General features: G+C 55.7%; 12 protein-coding genes and 1 tRNA gene. 5 read left to right on the forward strand and 8 right to left on the reverse strand.

Going from position 1 to position 17281, the window contains the following annotated elements; genetic code table 11:
- Complete coding sequence (locus ACZ5M3_RS10205) at positions 1-1164, reverse strand: hypothetical protein (protein ID WP_464839476.1); 1164 nt, start codon at positions 1162-1164, stop codon at positions 1-3.
- Positions 1165-1282: 118 nt separating this feature from the next.
- On the opposite strand from ACZ5M3_RS10205, the gene psmB reads away from it, so the two are divergent.
- The 5 genes from psmB to rpiA are packed head-to-tail and all read left to right on the forward strand — an operon-like array spanning position 1283 to position 6285.
- Positions 1283-1894 (forward strand): archaeal proteasome endopeptidase complex subunit beta, encoded by a 612-nt coding sequence (psmB, locus tag ACZ5M3_RS10210; protein ID WP_464839477.1) that lies wholly within the window; start codon positions 1283-1285, stop codon positions 1892-1894.
- A 10-nt stretch (positions 1895-1904) separates the two neighbouring features.
- Positions 1905-3851 (forward strand): beta-CASP ribonuclease aCPSF1, encoded by a 1947-nt coding sequence (locus ACZ5M3_RS10215; protein WP_464839478.1) that lies wholly within the window; start codon positions 1905-1907, stop codon positions 3849-3851.
- A gap of 18 nt (positions 3852-3869) precedes the next feature.
- Positions 3870-5204, forward strand: coding sequence for a pyridoxal-phosphate dependent enzyme (locus ACZ5M3_RS10220; protein WP_464839479.1), 1335 nt, complete (start codon positions 3870-3872; stop codon positions 5202-5204).
- Positions 5205-5243: 39 nt separating this feature from the next.
- Positions 5244-5597 (forward strand): hypothetical protein, encoded by a 354-nt coding sequence (locus ACZ5M3_RS10225; protein WP_464839480.1) that lies wholly within the window; start codon positions 5244-5246, stop codon positions 5595-5597.
- 4 nt (positions 5598-5601) lie between these two features.
- On the forward strand, positions 5602-6285 hold the full coding sequence (gene rpiA, locus ACZ5M3_RS10230; RefSeq protein WP_464839481.1) for a ribose-5-phosphate isomerase RpiA: 684 nt from the start codon (positions 5602-5604) through the stop codon (positions 6283-6285).
- 599 nt (positions 6286-6884) lie between these two features.
- On the opposite strand, the gene ACZ5M3_RS10235 is transcribed toward rpiA, so the two are convergent.
- The 7 genes from ACZ5M3_RS10235 to ACZ5M3_RS10265 form a co-directional block, all read right to left on the reverse strand.
- Positions 6885-6972, reverse strand: a tRNA-Leu gene (locus tag ACZ5M3_RS10235).
- An 83-nt stretch (positions 6973-7055) separates the two neighbouring features.
- Positions 7056-7724, reverse strand: coding sequence for a uracil phosphoribosyltransferase (gene upp / locus ACZ5M3_RS10240; RefSeq protein ID WP_464840907.1), 669 nt, complete (start codon positions 7722-7724; stop codon positions 7056-7058).
- A 70-nt stretch (positions 7725-7794) separates the two neighbouring features.
- Positions 7795-9252: an MATE family efflux transporter gene (locus tag ACZ5M3_RS10245; protein ID WP_464840908.1), complete on the reverse strand. Its 1458-nt coding sequence runs from the start codon at positions 9250-9252 to the stop codon at positions 7795-7797.
- A 38-nt stretch (positions 9253-9290) separates the two neighbouring features.
- Complete coding sequence (locus ACZ5M3_RS10250) at positions 9291-10682, reverse strand: MATE family efflux transporter (protein ID WP_464839482.1); 1392 nt, start codon at positions 10680-10682, stop codon at positions 9291-9293.
- Positions 10683-10814: 132 nt separating this feature from the next.
- Positions 10815-13166, reverse strand: coding sequence for a phosphoenolpyruvate synthase (ppsA, locus tag ACZ5M3_RS10255; protein ID WP_464839483.1), 2352 nt, complete (start codon positions 13164-13166; stop codon positions 10815-10817).
- A 133-nt stretch (positions 13167-13299) separates the two neighbouring features.
- Positions 13300-14718, reverse strand: coding sequence for an ArnT family glycosyltransferase (locus tag ACZ5M3_RS10260; protein ID WP_464839484.1), 1419 nt, complete (start codon positions 14716-14718; stop codon positions 13300-13302).
- Between the two features lie 62 nt (positions 14719-14780).
- Positions 14781-17240: a glycosyltransferase family 39 protein gene (locus tag ACZ5M3_RS10265; RefSeq protein ID WP_464839485.1), complete on the reverse strand. Its 2460-nt coding sequence runs from the start codon at positions 17238-17240 to the stop codon at positions 14781-14783.
- Positions 17241-17281 lie beyond the last annotated feature (41 nt).

Here is a 17281-nt window from a genome sequence, read left to right on the forward strand (position 1 = left end):
TCACACCTTCGCCCAGTACTCCTTTTCCTCGACCATGACCTTTACCATCTCGTCCTCGTCCTTGAACATGGTTCTCCTGGACGGGTTCTGCATGCCGTAGAACTCCATGAACGGGCTTGGCCTCCTGTCGAACGGGTAGTAGAGGTATATCGCCGCCAGCGTTCTGTAGGCTTCGGCCATCTCGCTGATGACCCCAGCCGATACCCCCTCTGCGTAGTGGTAGACCGCTATCGCCTTGCTGACGTCAACGAGGTTGAAGTCTCTCTCGACGAGCTGGCGTCTCAGTATGTCCGTCGCCTGCTCTATATCCTTTCTGTCGAGCTCTTCCTCCTCCTCGCCGTCCAGGAGGTGTTTGATGCGGATGCGTGTTATCTCCGGATTTTTGTTGATCTGGGCATCGTACTCGGCAACGACCCACCAGTCATCCAGCGCCCCCGGGTCGAGAACCGTGAAGTGTTTGCTGAGCTTGGTGTAGAATCCGCGAACCCTCTGGTAGTACTCCTCCTCGTGGCCCGTCATCGGGTAGCTGAGATAAACGAGCGGCTTCTCTGCCTCGTGGAATATCAAGTCTAGGAAGACTCTTTGGGGGTGTCTTATTCCGAACTGGAGGATGTAGCGGACCTCGATACCTTCCTTCTTCAGCTCGTGTATCAGGGTTTTAACGTGGTTTATGGCATCTTCACGCCACATGACCAATGTGGTGAGCTTGATGTTCTCGGGGTTCTCGCCGAAGCGTTCGAACCACTCGGGGTCGTTGATGATACGCCTTCTGACGGATAGAACGTCGTCCAGGACTATTATTACACGGTTTGGCCTCAGAAGCTTCAGATTGCTCGTGGTGAAGCCGATAACACTCCCGCTTCCCCATCTGAAGAGGCTCGGTGTTGAAACCAGGTGAAACTTCCGGTCACTTTTGTCTATTTCCTTTCTTATTCTATTAAAGGCCTCGTCTCTTATCTCGTTCATCAGATCCTGGTGGCTTATGGCGAAGTCGAGGACGTTCTTTCTGGTTATCTTGACGCCCAGCTCCTTTCCGACTTCCCGGATGTAATCGAAAACGTGGTAGTAAACGTAGCTTTCCTCCTCTGCGAGCTTCAGTGCCTCGGTTATATACTCGTCGCGCCCGTTGAGGGGCGGGCCCGTGAGCAGAATAACTTCCTTCATCCTACCACCCCACCGCGTCTGAACGTACACTTCGGACGAAACCTTTAAATACTATTCCCCTAAACTGGCGTTGTAGAGGTTCTTCTATTCTAAAAACATACCAGCAGGGGTGTTGTAATTGGCTGAAAAGCTAAAGGGAACGACTACGGTCGGCATTGCATGTAAGGACGGCGTCGTCCTAGCGGCAGACAAGAGGGCATCACTCGGCAACATGGTGCTTTCAGGGAACGTCACAAAGGTGTTCCAGATAGACGACCACTTGGCCTTGGCCGGTGCTGGGAGCGTTGGAGACATCCTCTCGCTCGTCAGGCTTCTGAGGGCCGAGGCTAGGCTGTACAGGGCCAAGGTCGGGAACGAGATGAGCGTGAGGGCCCTTGCTACGCTGACTTCTAACATCCTTCACGGCAGCAGGTTCATGCCGTACTTTGGGTGGTTTCTCATAGCGGGCTACGATGAGAGGCCCGGACTGTACTCGATAGACATGGCCGGCGGCGTTACCGAGGACAGGTTTACCGCCGCCGGATCGGGGATGGAGTTTGCCTTCGCGGTTCTTGAGGATGGCTATGGCAAAGACATGAAGCTTGAGGATGGTATCGGGCTTGCCCTCAAGGCGATAAAGATAGCTACAAGGCGTGATGTTTTCACCGGGGATGGAATAACCCTGGTTACCGTGACGAAAGACGGTTACAGGGAGCTGAGCAAGGAGGAGATAGAGGCTCTTCTAAAGTGAGGTGGTGACTTTGATAAGGAGAGAAACTTTCGTTGATGACATTCTACGCGACATAAAGGCCGTAATAAGCCAGATGGTTCCCAGAGAGGCCAGGATAACGGATGTCGAATTCGAAGGGCCGGAGCTGGTCATATACGTCAAGAACCCCGAGGCCATAATGCAGGACGGGGAGCTCATCAGGAACCTCGCCAAGGTTCTCAAGAAGCGCATCAGCGTCCGCCCAGACCCGGAAGTCCTCCTCCCCCCCGAGAGGGCGGAGGAGATGATAAAACAGATAGTCCCGGCGGAGGCGGAGATAACCAACATAAGCTTTGACCCGTCCGTTGGTGAGGTCCTCATAGAGGCCAAAAAGCCCGGTCTGGTTATAGGGAAGAACGGCGAAACGCTCCGCCTGATAACCCAGAAGGTTCACTGGGCACCCCGGGTCATAAGGACGCCGCCGCTTCAGAGCCAGACCATATACTCGATAAGGCAGATACTCCAGGCAGAGGCGAGGGACAGGAGAAAGTTCCTCCGCCAGGTCGGCCGGAACATCTACCGCAAACCCGAGCTGAAAAGCGAGTGGATTAGAATAACCGGCCTCGGTGGATTCCGCGAAGTCGGCAGGAGTGCCCTCCTAGTCCAGACAAACGAGAGCTACGTTCTGGTGGACTTCGGTGTTAACATAGCCGCCCTCCGCGACCCCAAGAAGGCATTTCCGCACTTTGACGCGCCCGAGTTCAGGTACGTCCTCGATGCCGGGTTACTCGATGCTATCATCATAACCCACGCCCACCTCGACCACAGCGGGATGCTCCCGTACCTCTTCCGCTACAAGCTCTTCGACGGGCCGATATACACGACTCCCCCGACCAGAGACCTGATGGTGCTCCTCCAGCAGGACTTCATCGAGATACAGCAGATGAACGGCGTCGAGCCGCTCTACAGGCCGAGGGACATAAAGGAGGTCATCAAGCACACGATAACCCTCGACTACGGTGAGGTTCGCGACATCGCCCCGGACATGAGGCTCACCCTCCACAACGCCGGCCACATACTCGGTTCATCGATAGTCCACCTCCACATAGGCAACGGGCTTCACAACATAGCCATAACCGGGGACTTCAAGTTCATCCCAACGAGGCTCTTCGAGCCCGCCGTTTCCCGCTTCCCGCGCCTTGAGACACTTATTATGGAGTCCACCTACGGAGGAAGCAACGACTACCAGATGCCGCGTGAGGAGGCCGAGAAGCGCCTGATAGAGGTCATCCACCAGACGATCAGGCGGAAGGGTAAGGTTCTCATCCCTGCCATGGCGGTCGGCAGGGCGCAGGAGATAATGATGGTTCTTGAAGAGTACGCCCGCGTCGGGGGCATAGAAGTGCCCATCTACCTCGATGGAATGATATGGGAAGCCACCGCAATCCACACCGCCTACCCGGAGTACCTCAGCAAGCACCTGCGCGAGCAGATATTCCACGAGGGCTACAACCCGTTCCTGAACCCGATATTCAAGAGCGTCGCAAACTCGCGCGAGAGGCAGGACATAATAGACAGTGGCGAACCGGCGATAATCATCGCCACTTCGGGCATGCTCGTCGGCGGGCCGAGTGTGGAGTACTTCAAGCAGCTCGCCCCGGATCCGAAGAACAGCATGATATTCGTCAGCTATCAGGCCGAGGGGACGCTTGGAAGGCAGGTTCAGAGGGGCCTGAGAGAGATTCCGCTGGTCGGAGAGGGCGGAAAGACCGAGGTCGTCAAGGTGAACATGGAGGTTCACACCATCGACGGCTTTTCCGGCCACGCAGACAGGAGAGAGCTCATCAGCTACATCGCTCGCCTGAGACCGAGGCCTGAGAGGGTAATAACGGTTCACGGAGAGCCCCACAAGTGCCTTGACCTGAGCACCAGCATCCACAAGAAGTTCGGAATCTCGACCCGCGCCCCCAACAACCTGGACGCGATAAGGCTCAAGTGACTGTTTGAGTGATGGCCGATGCAGGTTCGCTGTCCTAGCTGTGGGAGGCTCTACTCCTCCCTTATCCCCCCAACCTGCTCCTGTGGTGAGCCGCTTAGGATAACGTACGACTACGAATCCGTGGACGTTTCCGCCTGGAAAAATAGAAAGCCCGGTGTCTGGAAGTACCGGGAGCTTCTCCCCAGTGTGGACTATGTAATCAGCCTGAACGAGGGTGGAACGCCCCTTCTGAAGGCCAAACTCGGTGAAGAGCTCGGGCTGAACGTCTTCATCAAGGACGAAACAAGGAATCCAACCGGCTCATTCCGCGACAGACTGGTAACGGTGGCCCTTTCTTACGGCATGCCCCACGCGGAGAATGGTTTTGTTGTGGCAAGCAACGGAAACGCCGCCGCTTCCCTTTCGGCCTATGCTGCACGGGCAGGAAGACCCGCCTATACCGTCGTCCCAAAGCTGGTTGAGCAGGGTAAGCTGAACCAGATAGTGGCCTTTGGTGCCAAGTTGATCCGCTACGGTGAAAGCGTCGATGAGGGCATAAGCTATGCCGAGGGTCTAGCCGAGGGCAGGGGGCTCTACAACGTCACCCCTGAGAGCAACCTCATCGGCCTGGAAGGGCAGAAAACGCTCGCCTTCGAGCTGTGGGAGGAGCTGAACCCGACCCACGTGGTGGTTCCGACCGGCAGCGGAAGCAACCTCTACAGCATCTACAAGGGATTCGTTGAGCTCATGGAGATAGGTGCCATCGATGAAATGCCCAGACTCATAGCGGTGCAGGCCGAGAAATGCTCCCCCATAGCGAGCGAGGTTCTGGGGGTCGAACCAAGGGCGGAACCAACCAAGGCGCTGGCACTCTACGTGAAGAACCCGGTGATGAAGGAGCTCGCGCTCAGGGCCATACACGAAACCGGCGGAACCGCCGTGATGGTCGGCGAGGATGAGCTTGACCTGGGACAGAGGCTGCTCGCCGGTGAGGGAATCTTCGCGGAGTACGCTTCGGCGGTGATAGTCCCGGCCCTGCTCAAGCTGGCGGAGGAGGGGTACTTTGAGAGGGACGACAGGATAGCGCTCATCGTGACGAGCTCCGGCCTCAAGGGACACTACTCCGAAACCCGGGAGAAGTTCAGCATAGGGGGGACGAAGCTCGATATCCTGAGGCTCCTCGGTGAGAGGGTCATGTACGGCTACGAGATATGGGAGGCCCTTGAGAAGCCCCTGAAGTATCAGGCGGTTTACCAGCACCTCCGTGAGCTTGAAAGCCTGGGTCTGATAGGTGAATCCCATAGAAAGGGCAGGCGCGTCTACTACCGGCTGACCGATAAGGGCCGCAAGTTCCTGGAGACACTGTCGGGATAACGGAAAGGTTTTAAAAGGTCTTTTTAAAGCTAAGCGTAGGTGAAGAACGTGGAGCTGGCAATTGAACACAAGTTTTCACTCTCAGTTTACCTGTGGGGACTCATCTGTGGCCTGGTCAGTGGTATTGCCGCCGCAGAGTTCCAGTACGGCTGGATGATAGGCATCGCCATGTTCCTGATCATCGATAAGGTGGTCATGGCCATCATAAAGGAGCTGCCGCCCGACATCGAGGAGGAGCGCCTGATACTAAGGAAGGCCTTCTTCGGCTGGTTCCTGTTCTGGCTCTACTTCACCATGCTCAGCTACACCCTGATGGTCAACTTCCAGCCCCAGTTCTACTCAAACCAGAGCCTGCTTTATCAACTCACGCAGAACGGAACGGTGATGGGGTGAGTCTATGGAGGAGCTCAAGAGGGCGGTTGCCAAGGAGGCTCTGAAGTTCATTGAGGACGACATGGTAGTCGGCCTTGGCACTGGCTCCACCACTGCATACTTTATCGAGTATCTGGGCAGGCTCATCATGGAGGGGGAGCTTGAGGACGTTTACGGCATTCCCACCTCGTATCAGGCCAGGCTCCTCGCCCTCGAGAACGGCGTCCCTGTGGTCGGTCTGGACGAAGTCGATGCGATAGACATAGCAGTCGACGGCGCCGATGAGGTTGATCCCCACCTGAACCTCATAAAGGGCCGTGGTGCTGCCCTCACCATGGAGAAGATAATCGAGTACCGTGCCGGAACGTTCCTCGTCCTCGTTGACGAGAGCAAGCTCGTCGAGAGACTCGGCCAGAAGATGCCCGTTCCCATAGAGGTGATTCCAGCGGCTTGGCGCGCCATAGCCGAGGAAATAGAGGTCTTCAACGCAACAGCAGAGCTCAGGATGGCGAGCAGGAAGGATGGCCCGGTTGTCACGGACAACGGCAACTTCATTCTCGACGCCAGGTTCCACCGCATAGATGACCCGCTTGACCTTGAGATAGAACTCAACAACATCCCCGGTGTGGTGGAGAACGGCATCTTTGCCGACATAGCCGACATAGTTCTCGTCGGCACCAAAGACGGCGTCAAGAGGCTGGAGCGCTGAAACTTTGCCTTCGCAAAGTTTCATCAAAGTTCGCGATTCCTTTCTAGGGCTTTTATTTTCGGAGGGTTTCATTTAAGAGTTTAAGTATTAAACGTTGGATTCTGCGGCATGGTTCCCATTGTGGTTGGTTCGCTTTCAACGCGCTCCTTCGGAGCACTAAAAAGCCGAACCCACTAAAAACGCTCTTGATAACGAATCCACCTTTCAAAAAGCAACTTTAACGAGAAACCTGCCAAAATTGCCGTTTTGAGCAAGAATCACAAACATTGATCAAACTCAACGGGACTATCGTCCCGTGGGTTGGAGCGTAGCTCCAACGTCGAGAGCGGGCTTTTGGAAAAAGCTTGACCAAAAGAGTTCCTTTCTCCTAAGTTGGCTAGTATCATCAGAGTGCAAATCTCAAATTCCCATTAAACCGTGGGTTAATTTCAAAAGAAGTCATTCAAGCAGTTTGCGTTTTATTCTGGCGTCCGTAGGACGCCTTGAGGATGGCAAACACTATGAGATAGCAGATGATGAATAAAGCCACTCGAGAATCAGGATTTTTCAGAAACGCACGCAATCTTTCCGTCAACGCTTTGCGAAGCAAAGGGTTGTGGTGGTGCGGGGGAGGGGATTTGAACCCCTGAACCCCTACGGGAGTGGATCTTGAGTCCACCGCCTTTGACCAGGCTCGGCAACCCCCGCGCACTGCGGGCTTCAAGAAGAATAACAAAAGGCTGGCTTATAAATTTAACGTCCCCGCGGGGAGAAAACGGAAAAAGGAGACCTCAAACCTTAATCGGCGCTCCAAAGGCCCTATCGCCTGCATCTCCGAGGCCGGGAAGGATGTAGCCCTTTTCGTTGAGCTCCCTGTCTACCGCCGCCACGAACATCTCGACATCGGGGTGGGCGGCCTTTATTCTGCCGATCCCCTCCGGCGCCGCGAGGACACCGACTATGACGTAGCGCTTGGCCTTCCCGTACTTCTTGACCTCTTCGAGAACCTTGATGAGCGTCGAGCCGGTGGCTATCATAGGGTCGGCTATTATGACTGTGTCCTCTGACTTGACCTGCGGCACCTTGACGTACTTCATCTCTATCTCGAACTTCGGGGCCTTTCCGCGGGAGGCCGAGACTATTCCAACCCTCGCGTGGTCAAAAACCTTGATGAGCCCCTCCATCAGCGGTATCGCCGCGCGGAGAACGGTTATTATGACCACGTTGCGCCTGTCTTTTATGCGGATTCCCTCTGTTTCCTCCAGCGGGGTCTTCACAGGAACCCTTTCCACTTCCATCGTCTTCGTTATTTCGTAGGCCATGTAGCGGCCGAGCTTGACGAGACCCTTCCTGAAGGGTATCGGCCCTGTCCTCTCGTCCCTCAGCTCGGTCAGTATCTCCATTATGAACGGGCTGTCCTCGAAGGAGTAGACACCCTCCCAGCGTTCGTCCCTCTTCATGCGTCTCACCGGAGAACCTTCGGCGCTGGGTTTATTAGACTTCCGCCTGCCAATTTTTGCCAGTGATGTATCACTTTTTTGACTCTTCCTCGATAATGCGCCTCATCCACGTCCCGCGGAGGAACCAGGCGAGGGCCACTATTGCCGCTATGAAGTTGCTCATGCCCATGCCGAAGAAGACCCCCTTGCTGGTGAAGTCGAAGAGCTCCGCGAGTGGGATTCTGATAAAAATTCTGTGGCCGAGGAGCGCTAATGTGAACGTCAGCGCGGGCACGTAGCCAAAGGCGTAGCTGAGGGGAATCCTCAATCCCCAGAGACGGAATATCCCGAGGGTCATGCTCTTCTTGGTATGCCCGGCCGAGCTGAAGACCCTGTTCACGACTATGAAAATCCCGTTGAAGAAGGGCACTGAGATGAGGAAGTACTTGAGAACCACCTCGCTCTCCTCTATCACCGCCGGGTCGTTGAGGAAGAACCGGAACACTTCCACGCGGAAGACTCCAATCACCAGAACCGCAAAGGTGGCTATGGCGAAGTTTATGATCATCGTGCGCTCCGCTATCCTCTTCGCCCGCCCGTAGTTCTCTGCACCGACGTTCTGGGCGACCATAGTGCCCATCGCCATGCTTATTCCGCGGGAGATGCTCGTCAGGAAGTTGACCAGCCGGGTCGTTATGGTGTACGCCGCGTAGGTGACGTCGCCGAAGCCGAAGATTATCCTCGTCAGGATGACGAAGCCAAAGCTGTTAGCCGACTGTCCTATGCTGGAGGGAAGGCCGATGCGGAAGATCCTGCCGTAGAACTCGAAGTCCGGTTTGAGGCTTTCAAGGCTCAGGCTTATCCCCACGCGGTCGTTGAACAGGAGGTAGAGCCCTATCACCGCCCCAACAGCGTTGGCGATGACCGTTGCGAGCGCTGCACCAGCCACTCCAAGCTCCGGGAAGCCGAGCCAGCCGAAGATGAGGAGCGGGTCGAGGATTATGTTTATCGCAACAGTTAGGAGGGTTATTTTAACCGGTGTCTTTGTATCCCCGGTGGCTCGCATGAGGGCGGAAAATGCCATGAACGCAAAGGAGAAGGGCAGGCCCAAGAAAACTATTGTGGCATAGGTAAGGGAGTAGGGGTAGACGTTTTCGCTAACCCGCATGAAGCGCAGCGCGTAAGGAAGCACCAGCAGTGCTATTATTGCCGTAGCGACCGAGAAGAACGTCATGAGTGAATACAGGGCCCCCGCCGAGCGGTTGGCCTTTTCGTACTCCTCCGCACCTATATACTGGCCGACAAAGGCAAAGCCCGCCGTGGTAAAGCCTATTCCCAGGGCCATCAGCGTCCCGATTATCGGCCATACAGTCCCAGGGGCGGAGAGCGCCTCCCTGCCAAGTTTTCCCAGCCAGAACGTGTCCGTTATGTTGTAGACAACCTGGACTAGGTTGTTGACTATGAGCGGGCCCGCCAGAACGAGAAGTGTCTTTTCTATGGGCCCGGTCAGTATTTCCTCGCGCATCCTCTGGATTTTCTCGCTCTTCATGTGCAATCAGACCGCAATCGAAACGGTGATATATAAAGCTACCCCTTCCCCTCTATGATGCGGCTCATCCAGCTCCCGGTCAGGAACCAGATGAGAGCGACAACCGCCCCCAAAACGTTGCTTAAGCCCATCCCCAGCCACATTCCTGCCGTGTCCTTCACGAGGATCCCGAGGCCGTAGCTGAGGGGAAGTCTCAGCCCCCACAGGCGGAGCATCGAGAGCACCATGCTCTTCTTGGTGTGTCCGGAGCTCTGGAAGACGTTGTTCACCGCCGAGAATATGCCGAAGAAGGGCAGGGATGCGGAGAAGTACTTAACCACCTTCGCGCTCTCGGCTATTATCGCAGGGTCGTTGATGAAGAAGCTGAATATCTCCACGCGGAAGAAGGCGAAGAGGAGCGTTCCAAGGCTCAGGATGGCAAAGTTTATCGCCATTGTCTTCTCGGCTATGGTTTTAGCCCTTTCGTAGAGCCTCGCACCGACAGTCTGGCCCACCATCGTCCCCATCGCCATGCTTATGCCGTCCGAGAAGGCGAACATGAAGTTGGTGAGCCGGTTGGTTATGCTATAGGTCGCGAAGGCCACATCGGCCTCACCGAACTGGCCGCCGAGGGTGAAGATTATCCTCGTGAGGATGACAAAGCCGAGGGCTGTGGTGGATGAACCAACGCTTGAGGGTATCCCTACCCGGAAAATGCGCTTGTAGAACTCCCAGTCCGGCTTCAGCTCCTCCACTGTTAGGTGTATTCCCACTTTCCCCTTGAAGAGGAGGTAGCCGCCGACGAGCGAGCCGAGGCTGTTGGAGAACATCGTCGCAACCGCCGCACCGACGACGCCGAGCTCCGGAAACGGCCCCCAGCCGAATATCAGGAACGGGTCCAGAACCAGATTTAGAAGCACGGTGGCTATGTTTATTTTAACGGGCGTTTTGGTGTCCCCTATGGCCCTCAGGAGGAAGTTGAAGGCGAAGAGCGTGAAGGCGAATGGTATGCCAGCGAAGATGACGCGGGTGTAGTTGAGCGCGTGGGGGTACACCGTCTCACTCACGTTCATGAAGTTGAGCAGGTATGGGGCCGAGACAACGCCAAATACTCCAACTCCAATCGCAAAGAGCATCATGAGGGAGTAGAGCGCCCCAGCGGCACGGTTGGCCTTATCGTACTCCTTCGCCCCGACGTACTGGCTGACGAATGCGAAGCCGGCCGTGGCAAATCCCATCCCGAGGGCCATGAAGAACCAGACTAAAGGCCACGCCGTTCCCGGGGCGGCAAGCTCTTCCCTCCCGAGCTTCCCGAGCCAGTACGTGTCAGTGAGGTTGTAGAGGACCTGGACGAGCTGGTTTATGATGAGCGGGTACGCTAACAGGATGAGCGTCTTCACTATCGGCCCGCTGACGATCTGGTCGCGCATTGTCTCTACTTCACGTCTCATTGAGATGGCTGTCGAAACGTTGGTATAAAAAGCTTAGGGTGGATAAAAGGGCCAGCTCTGAGAAAACGACATTGAAGCGTTGAACTGGTGTATAGGTTCAAAACGAAGTAGAAAAGAGGAAGCCGAAAGGCTTCACTCCCTGAGAGCCTTTCTGGCAGCTTCAAGCCTTATCCTGGCCTCTTCCCTGGCGACGGTCTTCCTGACGAGCTCGACCGCGTCCGGGTTGGCGCTGACGCTGTCGATGCCGAGCCTGACGAGGAGCTTGACCATCTTCGGGTCGCTTCCGGCCTGGCCGCAGATGCTGGTCTCGACGCCGTACTTCTTGCAGACCTTGATGACGTTCTCGATGAGCTTGAGAACGGCCGGGTGCTTCTCGTCGTAGAGCTTGAAGACGCGCTCGTTGTCCCTGTCTATGGCGAGGGTGTACTGGGTGAGGTCGTTGGTGCCGAAGCTGACGAAGTCAAGGCCCTCCTTGATGAGGTCCTCGATGATGAGTGCGCTGGCCGGGGTCTCGATCATGACGCCCCACTCGACGTCCCTGTGCGGGACGAGGCCGACTGAGAGGGCGATCTCCTTGGCCTTCCTGACCTGCTCGGGGTGGCTGACGAGCGGGAGCATGACACCTATGTTGTCGTAGCCCTCGTCGACGAGCCTCTTGATGGCCTTGAACTCGGCCTTGAGGAGCTCCGGCTGGTCGAGACCGCGCCTTATGCCCCTCCATCCGAGCATCGGGTTCCTCTCTTCCGGCTCGTCCTCGCCGCCCGGAAGCTCGCGGAACTCGTTGGTCGGAGCATCGAGAGTTCTGTACCAGACGCGCCTCGGGTAGAAGGCCTCGACAACCTTCCTGATGCCCTCTACGAGCTTCTCGACGAGCTCCTCCTCCTTGCCCTCCCTGATGAACTTGATCGGGTGGGCACCGATGCCGAGTATCATGTGCTCGGCCCTGAGGAGACCGACACCGTCGGCGCCGGTTGCTGCAGCGCGCTCAGCAACTTCAGGCATGGAGACGTTGACCTTGACCTCGGTGGCGGTGACGAGCGGGGCACCGGCAACGACGACCTGGCCGGCGGCCTTCTCTTCCTCCTCTTTCTTGACGAGGCTCTTAACTATACCCTCGTAGACGACGCCCCTGGTACCGTCAACGGTGACAAGCATGCCGTCCTTGAGGATCTTGGTGGCATCCTTGGTGCCGACGACGGCCGGGATACCGAGCTCTCTGCTGACGATGGCGGCGTGGCAGGTTCTTCCGCCCTCGTCGGTGACGATAGCGCTTGCCCTCTTCATGGCCGGAACCATGTCCGGGTTGGTCATGGTGGTGACGAGGACGTCGCCCTCCTTGACCTTGTCGATCTCGCTGGCGTCGAATATGACGACAACCCTACCGGCACCAACGCCGGGGGAAGCTCCGAGACCCTTGAGAAGGACGTTCATCTCCTCGGTCATCTCAGCTTCCTCCGTCTTAACCTCTTCCTTGAGGGTGGTGATCGGCCTGGACTGGACTATGTAGAGCTTGCCATCATCCTTGTCGTAGGCCCACTCGATGTCCTGCGGCCAGCCGTAGTGCTCCTCGATCTTGGCACCGATTTTGGCAACCTCTATGATCTGCTCCTCGGTGAGAACCTGCTTCTCAACCCACTCAGGGCCGAGGTAGTCGGCAACCTTGACGTAGACGGTGCCCTTGCCGGTCTCCGGGTTGCGGACGACCATGACCTCCTTCTTGGCGATGTACTTCTCCTTTATCTTCCAGGTGCCCTTCTCGACGATGTACTCGTCCGGGGAAACGCTGCCGCTGACGACGGCCTCACCGAGGCCCCAAGCGGCGTTGATCATGATCTCGCTCCTGTCGTTGGTGACGGGGTTGGCGGTGAACATGACACCGCTGGTCTCGCTGTTGACCATCTTCTGGACGACGGCACTGAGGTAGACCTTGCTGTGGTCGAAGCCCTGCTTGGCCCTGTAGAAGGTGGCCCTGGCCGTCCAGAGTGAGGCCCAGCACTTCTTGACCTTGTCTATGACGTCGTCAACGCCGTAGACGTCGAGGTAGGTCTCCTGCTGGCCGGCGAAGCTGGCCTCCGGGAGGTCCTCGGCGGTGGCGGAAGAGCGGACGGCAACGTAAACAGCTTCCTTGTTGAACCTCTGGGAGAGCTCCTTGTAAGCCCTCTCGATCTCCCCGGCTATCTCTGCCGGCATCGGGAGCTCAATTATCTTCTGCCTGATCTTGGCGGTGTTTTCCTGGAGCTGCTTGGAGTCATCGACGTTGGTCTCGGCGATGACTCCCATAATCCACTCCTGAAGAGTCTTTCCGTCTTCGAGCTTGACGTTCTCGACGAAGTACTTGTAGGCCTCGGCGGTGACACAGAAGCCGGGCGGAACCGGGATACCGGCGTTGGTCATTTCTCCGAGGTTGGCACCCTTTCCGCCAACAAGAGCGACGTCGCCCTTTCCGAGTTCCTCAAACCACTTTATAAATTTGTATTCGCTCATGCGAATCCCTCCACAATCGTTTACTGCGGGTGATATATCGAGGGTTCATATTTAAAATTAACTATCCAAGGCTGTTCTCTGGCGTACAGGAATGAAAAAGAAGGCGAATGTGTTCATTTGGGTTGACGGGGGCTTAACTTCCTTTGCTTTTAGAGATTGAAGTGGAGCGAACGAAAACCTTGAAACCTTCCTTGGGGAACTCCTTGGCGAGGGTGTACATGTCGCTCTCTTCGATGTTTAAGGGAGGGTCACCCTCCATTTTGATTATGAGGTCATACTTTCCGCTGGCGATTCTGTCCCGAACCTGTTGCCTGTCCATTATGACCTGGATTATTGCGTCCGGATAGTAAAGTCCCGCCATTGTGTACATCTTGGGCGAGACAAGGAGCCACTCCACGGAGGGATAGTTGGTTGAGGCGTATTCCATCACATTGACATAGACCGCCCCCTGTTCGTCCCACTGTTCCTTGAGGCTCATGGCGTCCCTGCCAATTGGAATCAGAAACAGTATCAGAAGCAGAATAGATGCATACTTCCTGTGCTCGGCATCCGTTATAAGCCCGTGAATGGTCTCCGCCAGACTCCACAAGCCGTGGGCCGCCAGGAGAGCAATCACAGGAGAGAGGAACGTTATGAAGCGTTCTTCTTTGTGGGTCACGGTCATTATGCCCAGCAGCCCCAGAAAGAGCCAGCTTATGAGAAGCCACCCTTCGTCGCTCTTTTTAAGGAATACAAAGCCGACTGTTGCAAGGAACAGGAGGATGCCCAGGGTGTTGGCTATCATTCCAACGTAGTCGAATGCTGAAACGGGTGGTGCGTTGGTTACGTACTGGGTGGCCACGCTGAAGGGCTTAAACGCGCCCCCGTAATAGAGATGCCCCATGTACATCCAGGGCAGGAGGACAAGGATGAAGAGAAGAAATCCAAGGGGATACTCCTTTTTCTTTGTCCAGTCCCAGTGTTCGGTCAGGTACAGGTATGCCATTATGACCCCCAGTATCGAGAGTCCAGTGTACCTGGTCAGCACCGCTATTCCCGAGATTATGAACGCGAGATACAGTCTCGTGCTTTCGTTTCTCTTTTTCCCTGTGTACAGCAGGTATATGGCGAGGGTATAGAAAAACGTGAATTCGCTGTGAACGAGCTCGCGGGTTCCCATCGCAAAGGCCAGGGGGTTGAGGATGTAAAACATGGCCGCCGCAAGCGCCTTCAGCCTGTCTTCCCACAGCTCCACGGCGAAGATGTACACAAGGCCGGCCGTCAGGGCGTAAAAGAACGCTGAGACGAGCCGCGCTGCCGTCAGGTGGAAGTTGGGTGGGAGGAACCTAAAGAGAAGCGAGAGCGTGTAGACGTAAACCGGCGGACGGTACATCATGTAGACTCCTTGGTACGTGTAGTTCGTTATGCCCTTCACGAGGTTCCTTGCGATGTCTATGTAAAGTGCCCCATCGTAGGTGATGGTTCTGTTGGGGAGGAATGCTACGGCTAGAATCAGGGAAAAAAGCGCTATTGTTCCACTTATGTACAGGTCCCTTCTCGGGAGTGCTGGCATCACGTCACACCCTCCGTTTACTTCAGGGTGTGTTACTATTTAAACATTTCGAAATTGAAAAATTAGGAGAAGCTGAGCAGTGGATGGGCCTTCAGGAGTTCGTTGATCATGTCGATGGCCCTATCGCTGCCGTAGGCGTAGCCGAGGTAGCGGTACATGGTGAGCACCGCATCGAGCGGGTGTACTTCCTTGTTGGGATCGAACGTGTCTTCGATAAACTTGAGGGTCTTTTCCTCGGCGTCTTTAAGTCCAGCAACGTGATAGATGTATGCCATCTGGGCGTAGGTGGCCCTGGAATACGCGTACTCATACTTCTCTGCCTTCAGCTTCCCGCTTTCCTCCTGCTCCCCTGTCATCCATTCGGCTGCTTTCCTGACTGCGTTCAGCACCGTCTCGTTGCCCGTTAGCTGGTAGTACCTTGCGAGGCTTGAGGCAACCGCTATGGTGGTGCCGAGGTTGTTGTTCCAGCTTCCGTCTCCCCTCTGCTCATTCAGCAGTTGGGCGACGATGTTCCTCTCCGTTGTGGGGCCCAGGATTCCGAGCTCCTTGTAAACAGGGAGCATGAGAGCGTTTGTAACGAGGCCTCCCTTTTCGTCCTTGGGAGTCGTCATGAAGTAGTCCTCACGCTCCCTGCTCTCCAGCAGCTTGAGCGACCTCTCCTTTCCGTCGAAGGTAACCCCCCTCAGGGGTTCGAGGGTGTACGCGGTGTACAGGGTGAAGTCGTTGGGAGGGATGCCCCAGGGGAACGCTCCATTGTCCATCTGCTTGTACGAAAGCCAGCGGAGGAGCCAGTCTATGCGGGCGTTGAAGGCCTCATCTCCTGTCTTCTGGTAGAGGCGTGAGTACAGGTCAACCATCCAGGCGTTGAGGTTGAAGTACGCCTTGTACCTTGTGTCGAAATCGGCGTAGTTGTATCCTGTCCAGAACTTCTCCAGGAAATTGACGAGGGGTGAGTAGTTTCCGGTGTAGTTAAGGGGGAAAGGCTGTTCCATCTTTAGAGTTGGCTCCGGGATGAAGCGGTATATGACCGAACCGCCGTTGCAGAATTCGACCTTGAAATGGGTGTCGTAGGGGGCGTACTCCATAAGGCCATAGCGGATGAAGCCGTAGGAATACCTCTTTCTGTCCACGAAGATGTAGCTTACATTGTATTTCCTCATAAGATAATACGCCCACTCCCTCTGGTTTGAGCTGAACATGATGACGTGATCCGTGTACGCCTGTCCGGCCTCCCTCACCGTTGGGGCCTCTCCAAAGAAGCCCTGATACACTTTTTTCCATATGACGACGTCCTTTCGGTGTGTGTTCCCTATGAGTAGATACCCCATGTCCCACCACACGAGTATAGTGGCGTTCTCAGGCGTGTTCTGGACTATCCACTCGTAGGCCTCTTTGTCGCTGACGGTTGGCGCTTCAACATATTTGTAAGCCCCGTAGGCTCCCTGGGCGAGGGGGGTAACCAGGAGCAGCAGGACTACCAGTGAGGTTACCCAGCGCTTCCGTGAAATGCCCTTTATCCACTCGGCGCCCACACCTTTCACTCCTTCGAAGGCACCCCTGATGAAGGGACCCACCGCCGGGAAGACAACGTCAATGAGGTACTCCGCGGCCATGACGGAGAGGGGTATTGTTGCGTAGGGGTCGCGGAAGCGGAAGGATATTCCTCCGGCCAACATAAACGCCCAGGCCCAGAGGACGAAGCCACGCCGTATGCTGTCCCTTTTGAAATAGTACGGGCTTGCTACCGCCCCAAAGACGAGCTGGATAACACCTATCCATTTGAAGTATCCCAGGAAGCTCACTTCGCTCCGCTGGAGCCTGAGGAAAAGCTCTCCGACGGTTGACTGGATGAAAGACACCTGCGTGTAGGCTATGAGAGCCAGAACGGCCAGAGCGACAAAATAGTGGAGGTTCTTCCTTATGAACGGCCACAGGTAAGAAGCGAACAGCAGAACCGCGGCCATGGCAAAGAATATCCATCCCCTGTGGGTCAGCATGTAGACCATCATCACCGCGGCCAAGACGAGCAGGTTGGAGAGCTTTCTCGATTTCATAAATCTTATCAAGAACAGCAGGCTTATCGAGAACAGGAACAGGCCAAGATTTTCCGGGATGTAGAGGCTCGTTCTGTAGATGAAGTTGGGGGCAAAGGCTAGGAGTGTCACGGCGAGAAGGGCGCGGTTTTTGTCCTCCGTGAGCTCTTTAAACGCCAGGTAAAAGCCGAACACTGCTAAGGTGCCGTAGACTGCCGGGAGGACGAAGAACAGATAGTTGGAGGGGAATACCCTGTAAAAGGCCGCACCGATTATGTGGAACAGCGGGGGATAGCTGTAAGCCCTCAGTCCGACCAGGGAGGGTATGTCCTTGGGGATTGAGCCTATGCCCTGGTTGACTATCCGCAGGGTTATGTCCCTGTGAAGGTACTCGTCGTATGTCGCCAAAAGAAGCGTTCTGTGGGGAATGAGTCTGATGATGAAAGCAGAGATGAGAAGCAGGGGAAGGTAGAGGCTCTCTTTCTTCATTCCACGACACCCCTCAAATTTTTAAGCTCCTTTTTTAACAT

Source organism: Thermococcus coalescens, from assembly GCF_055392585.1.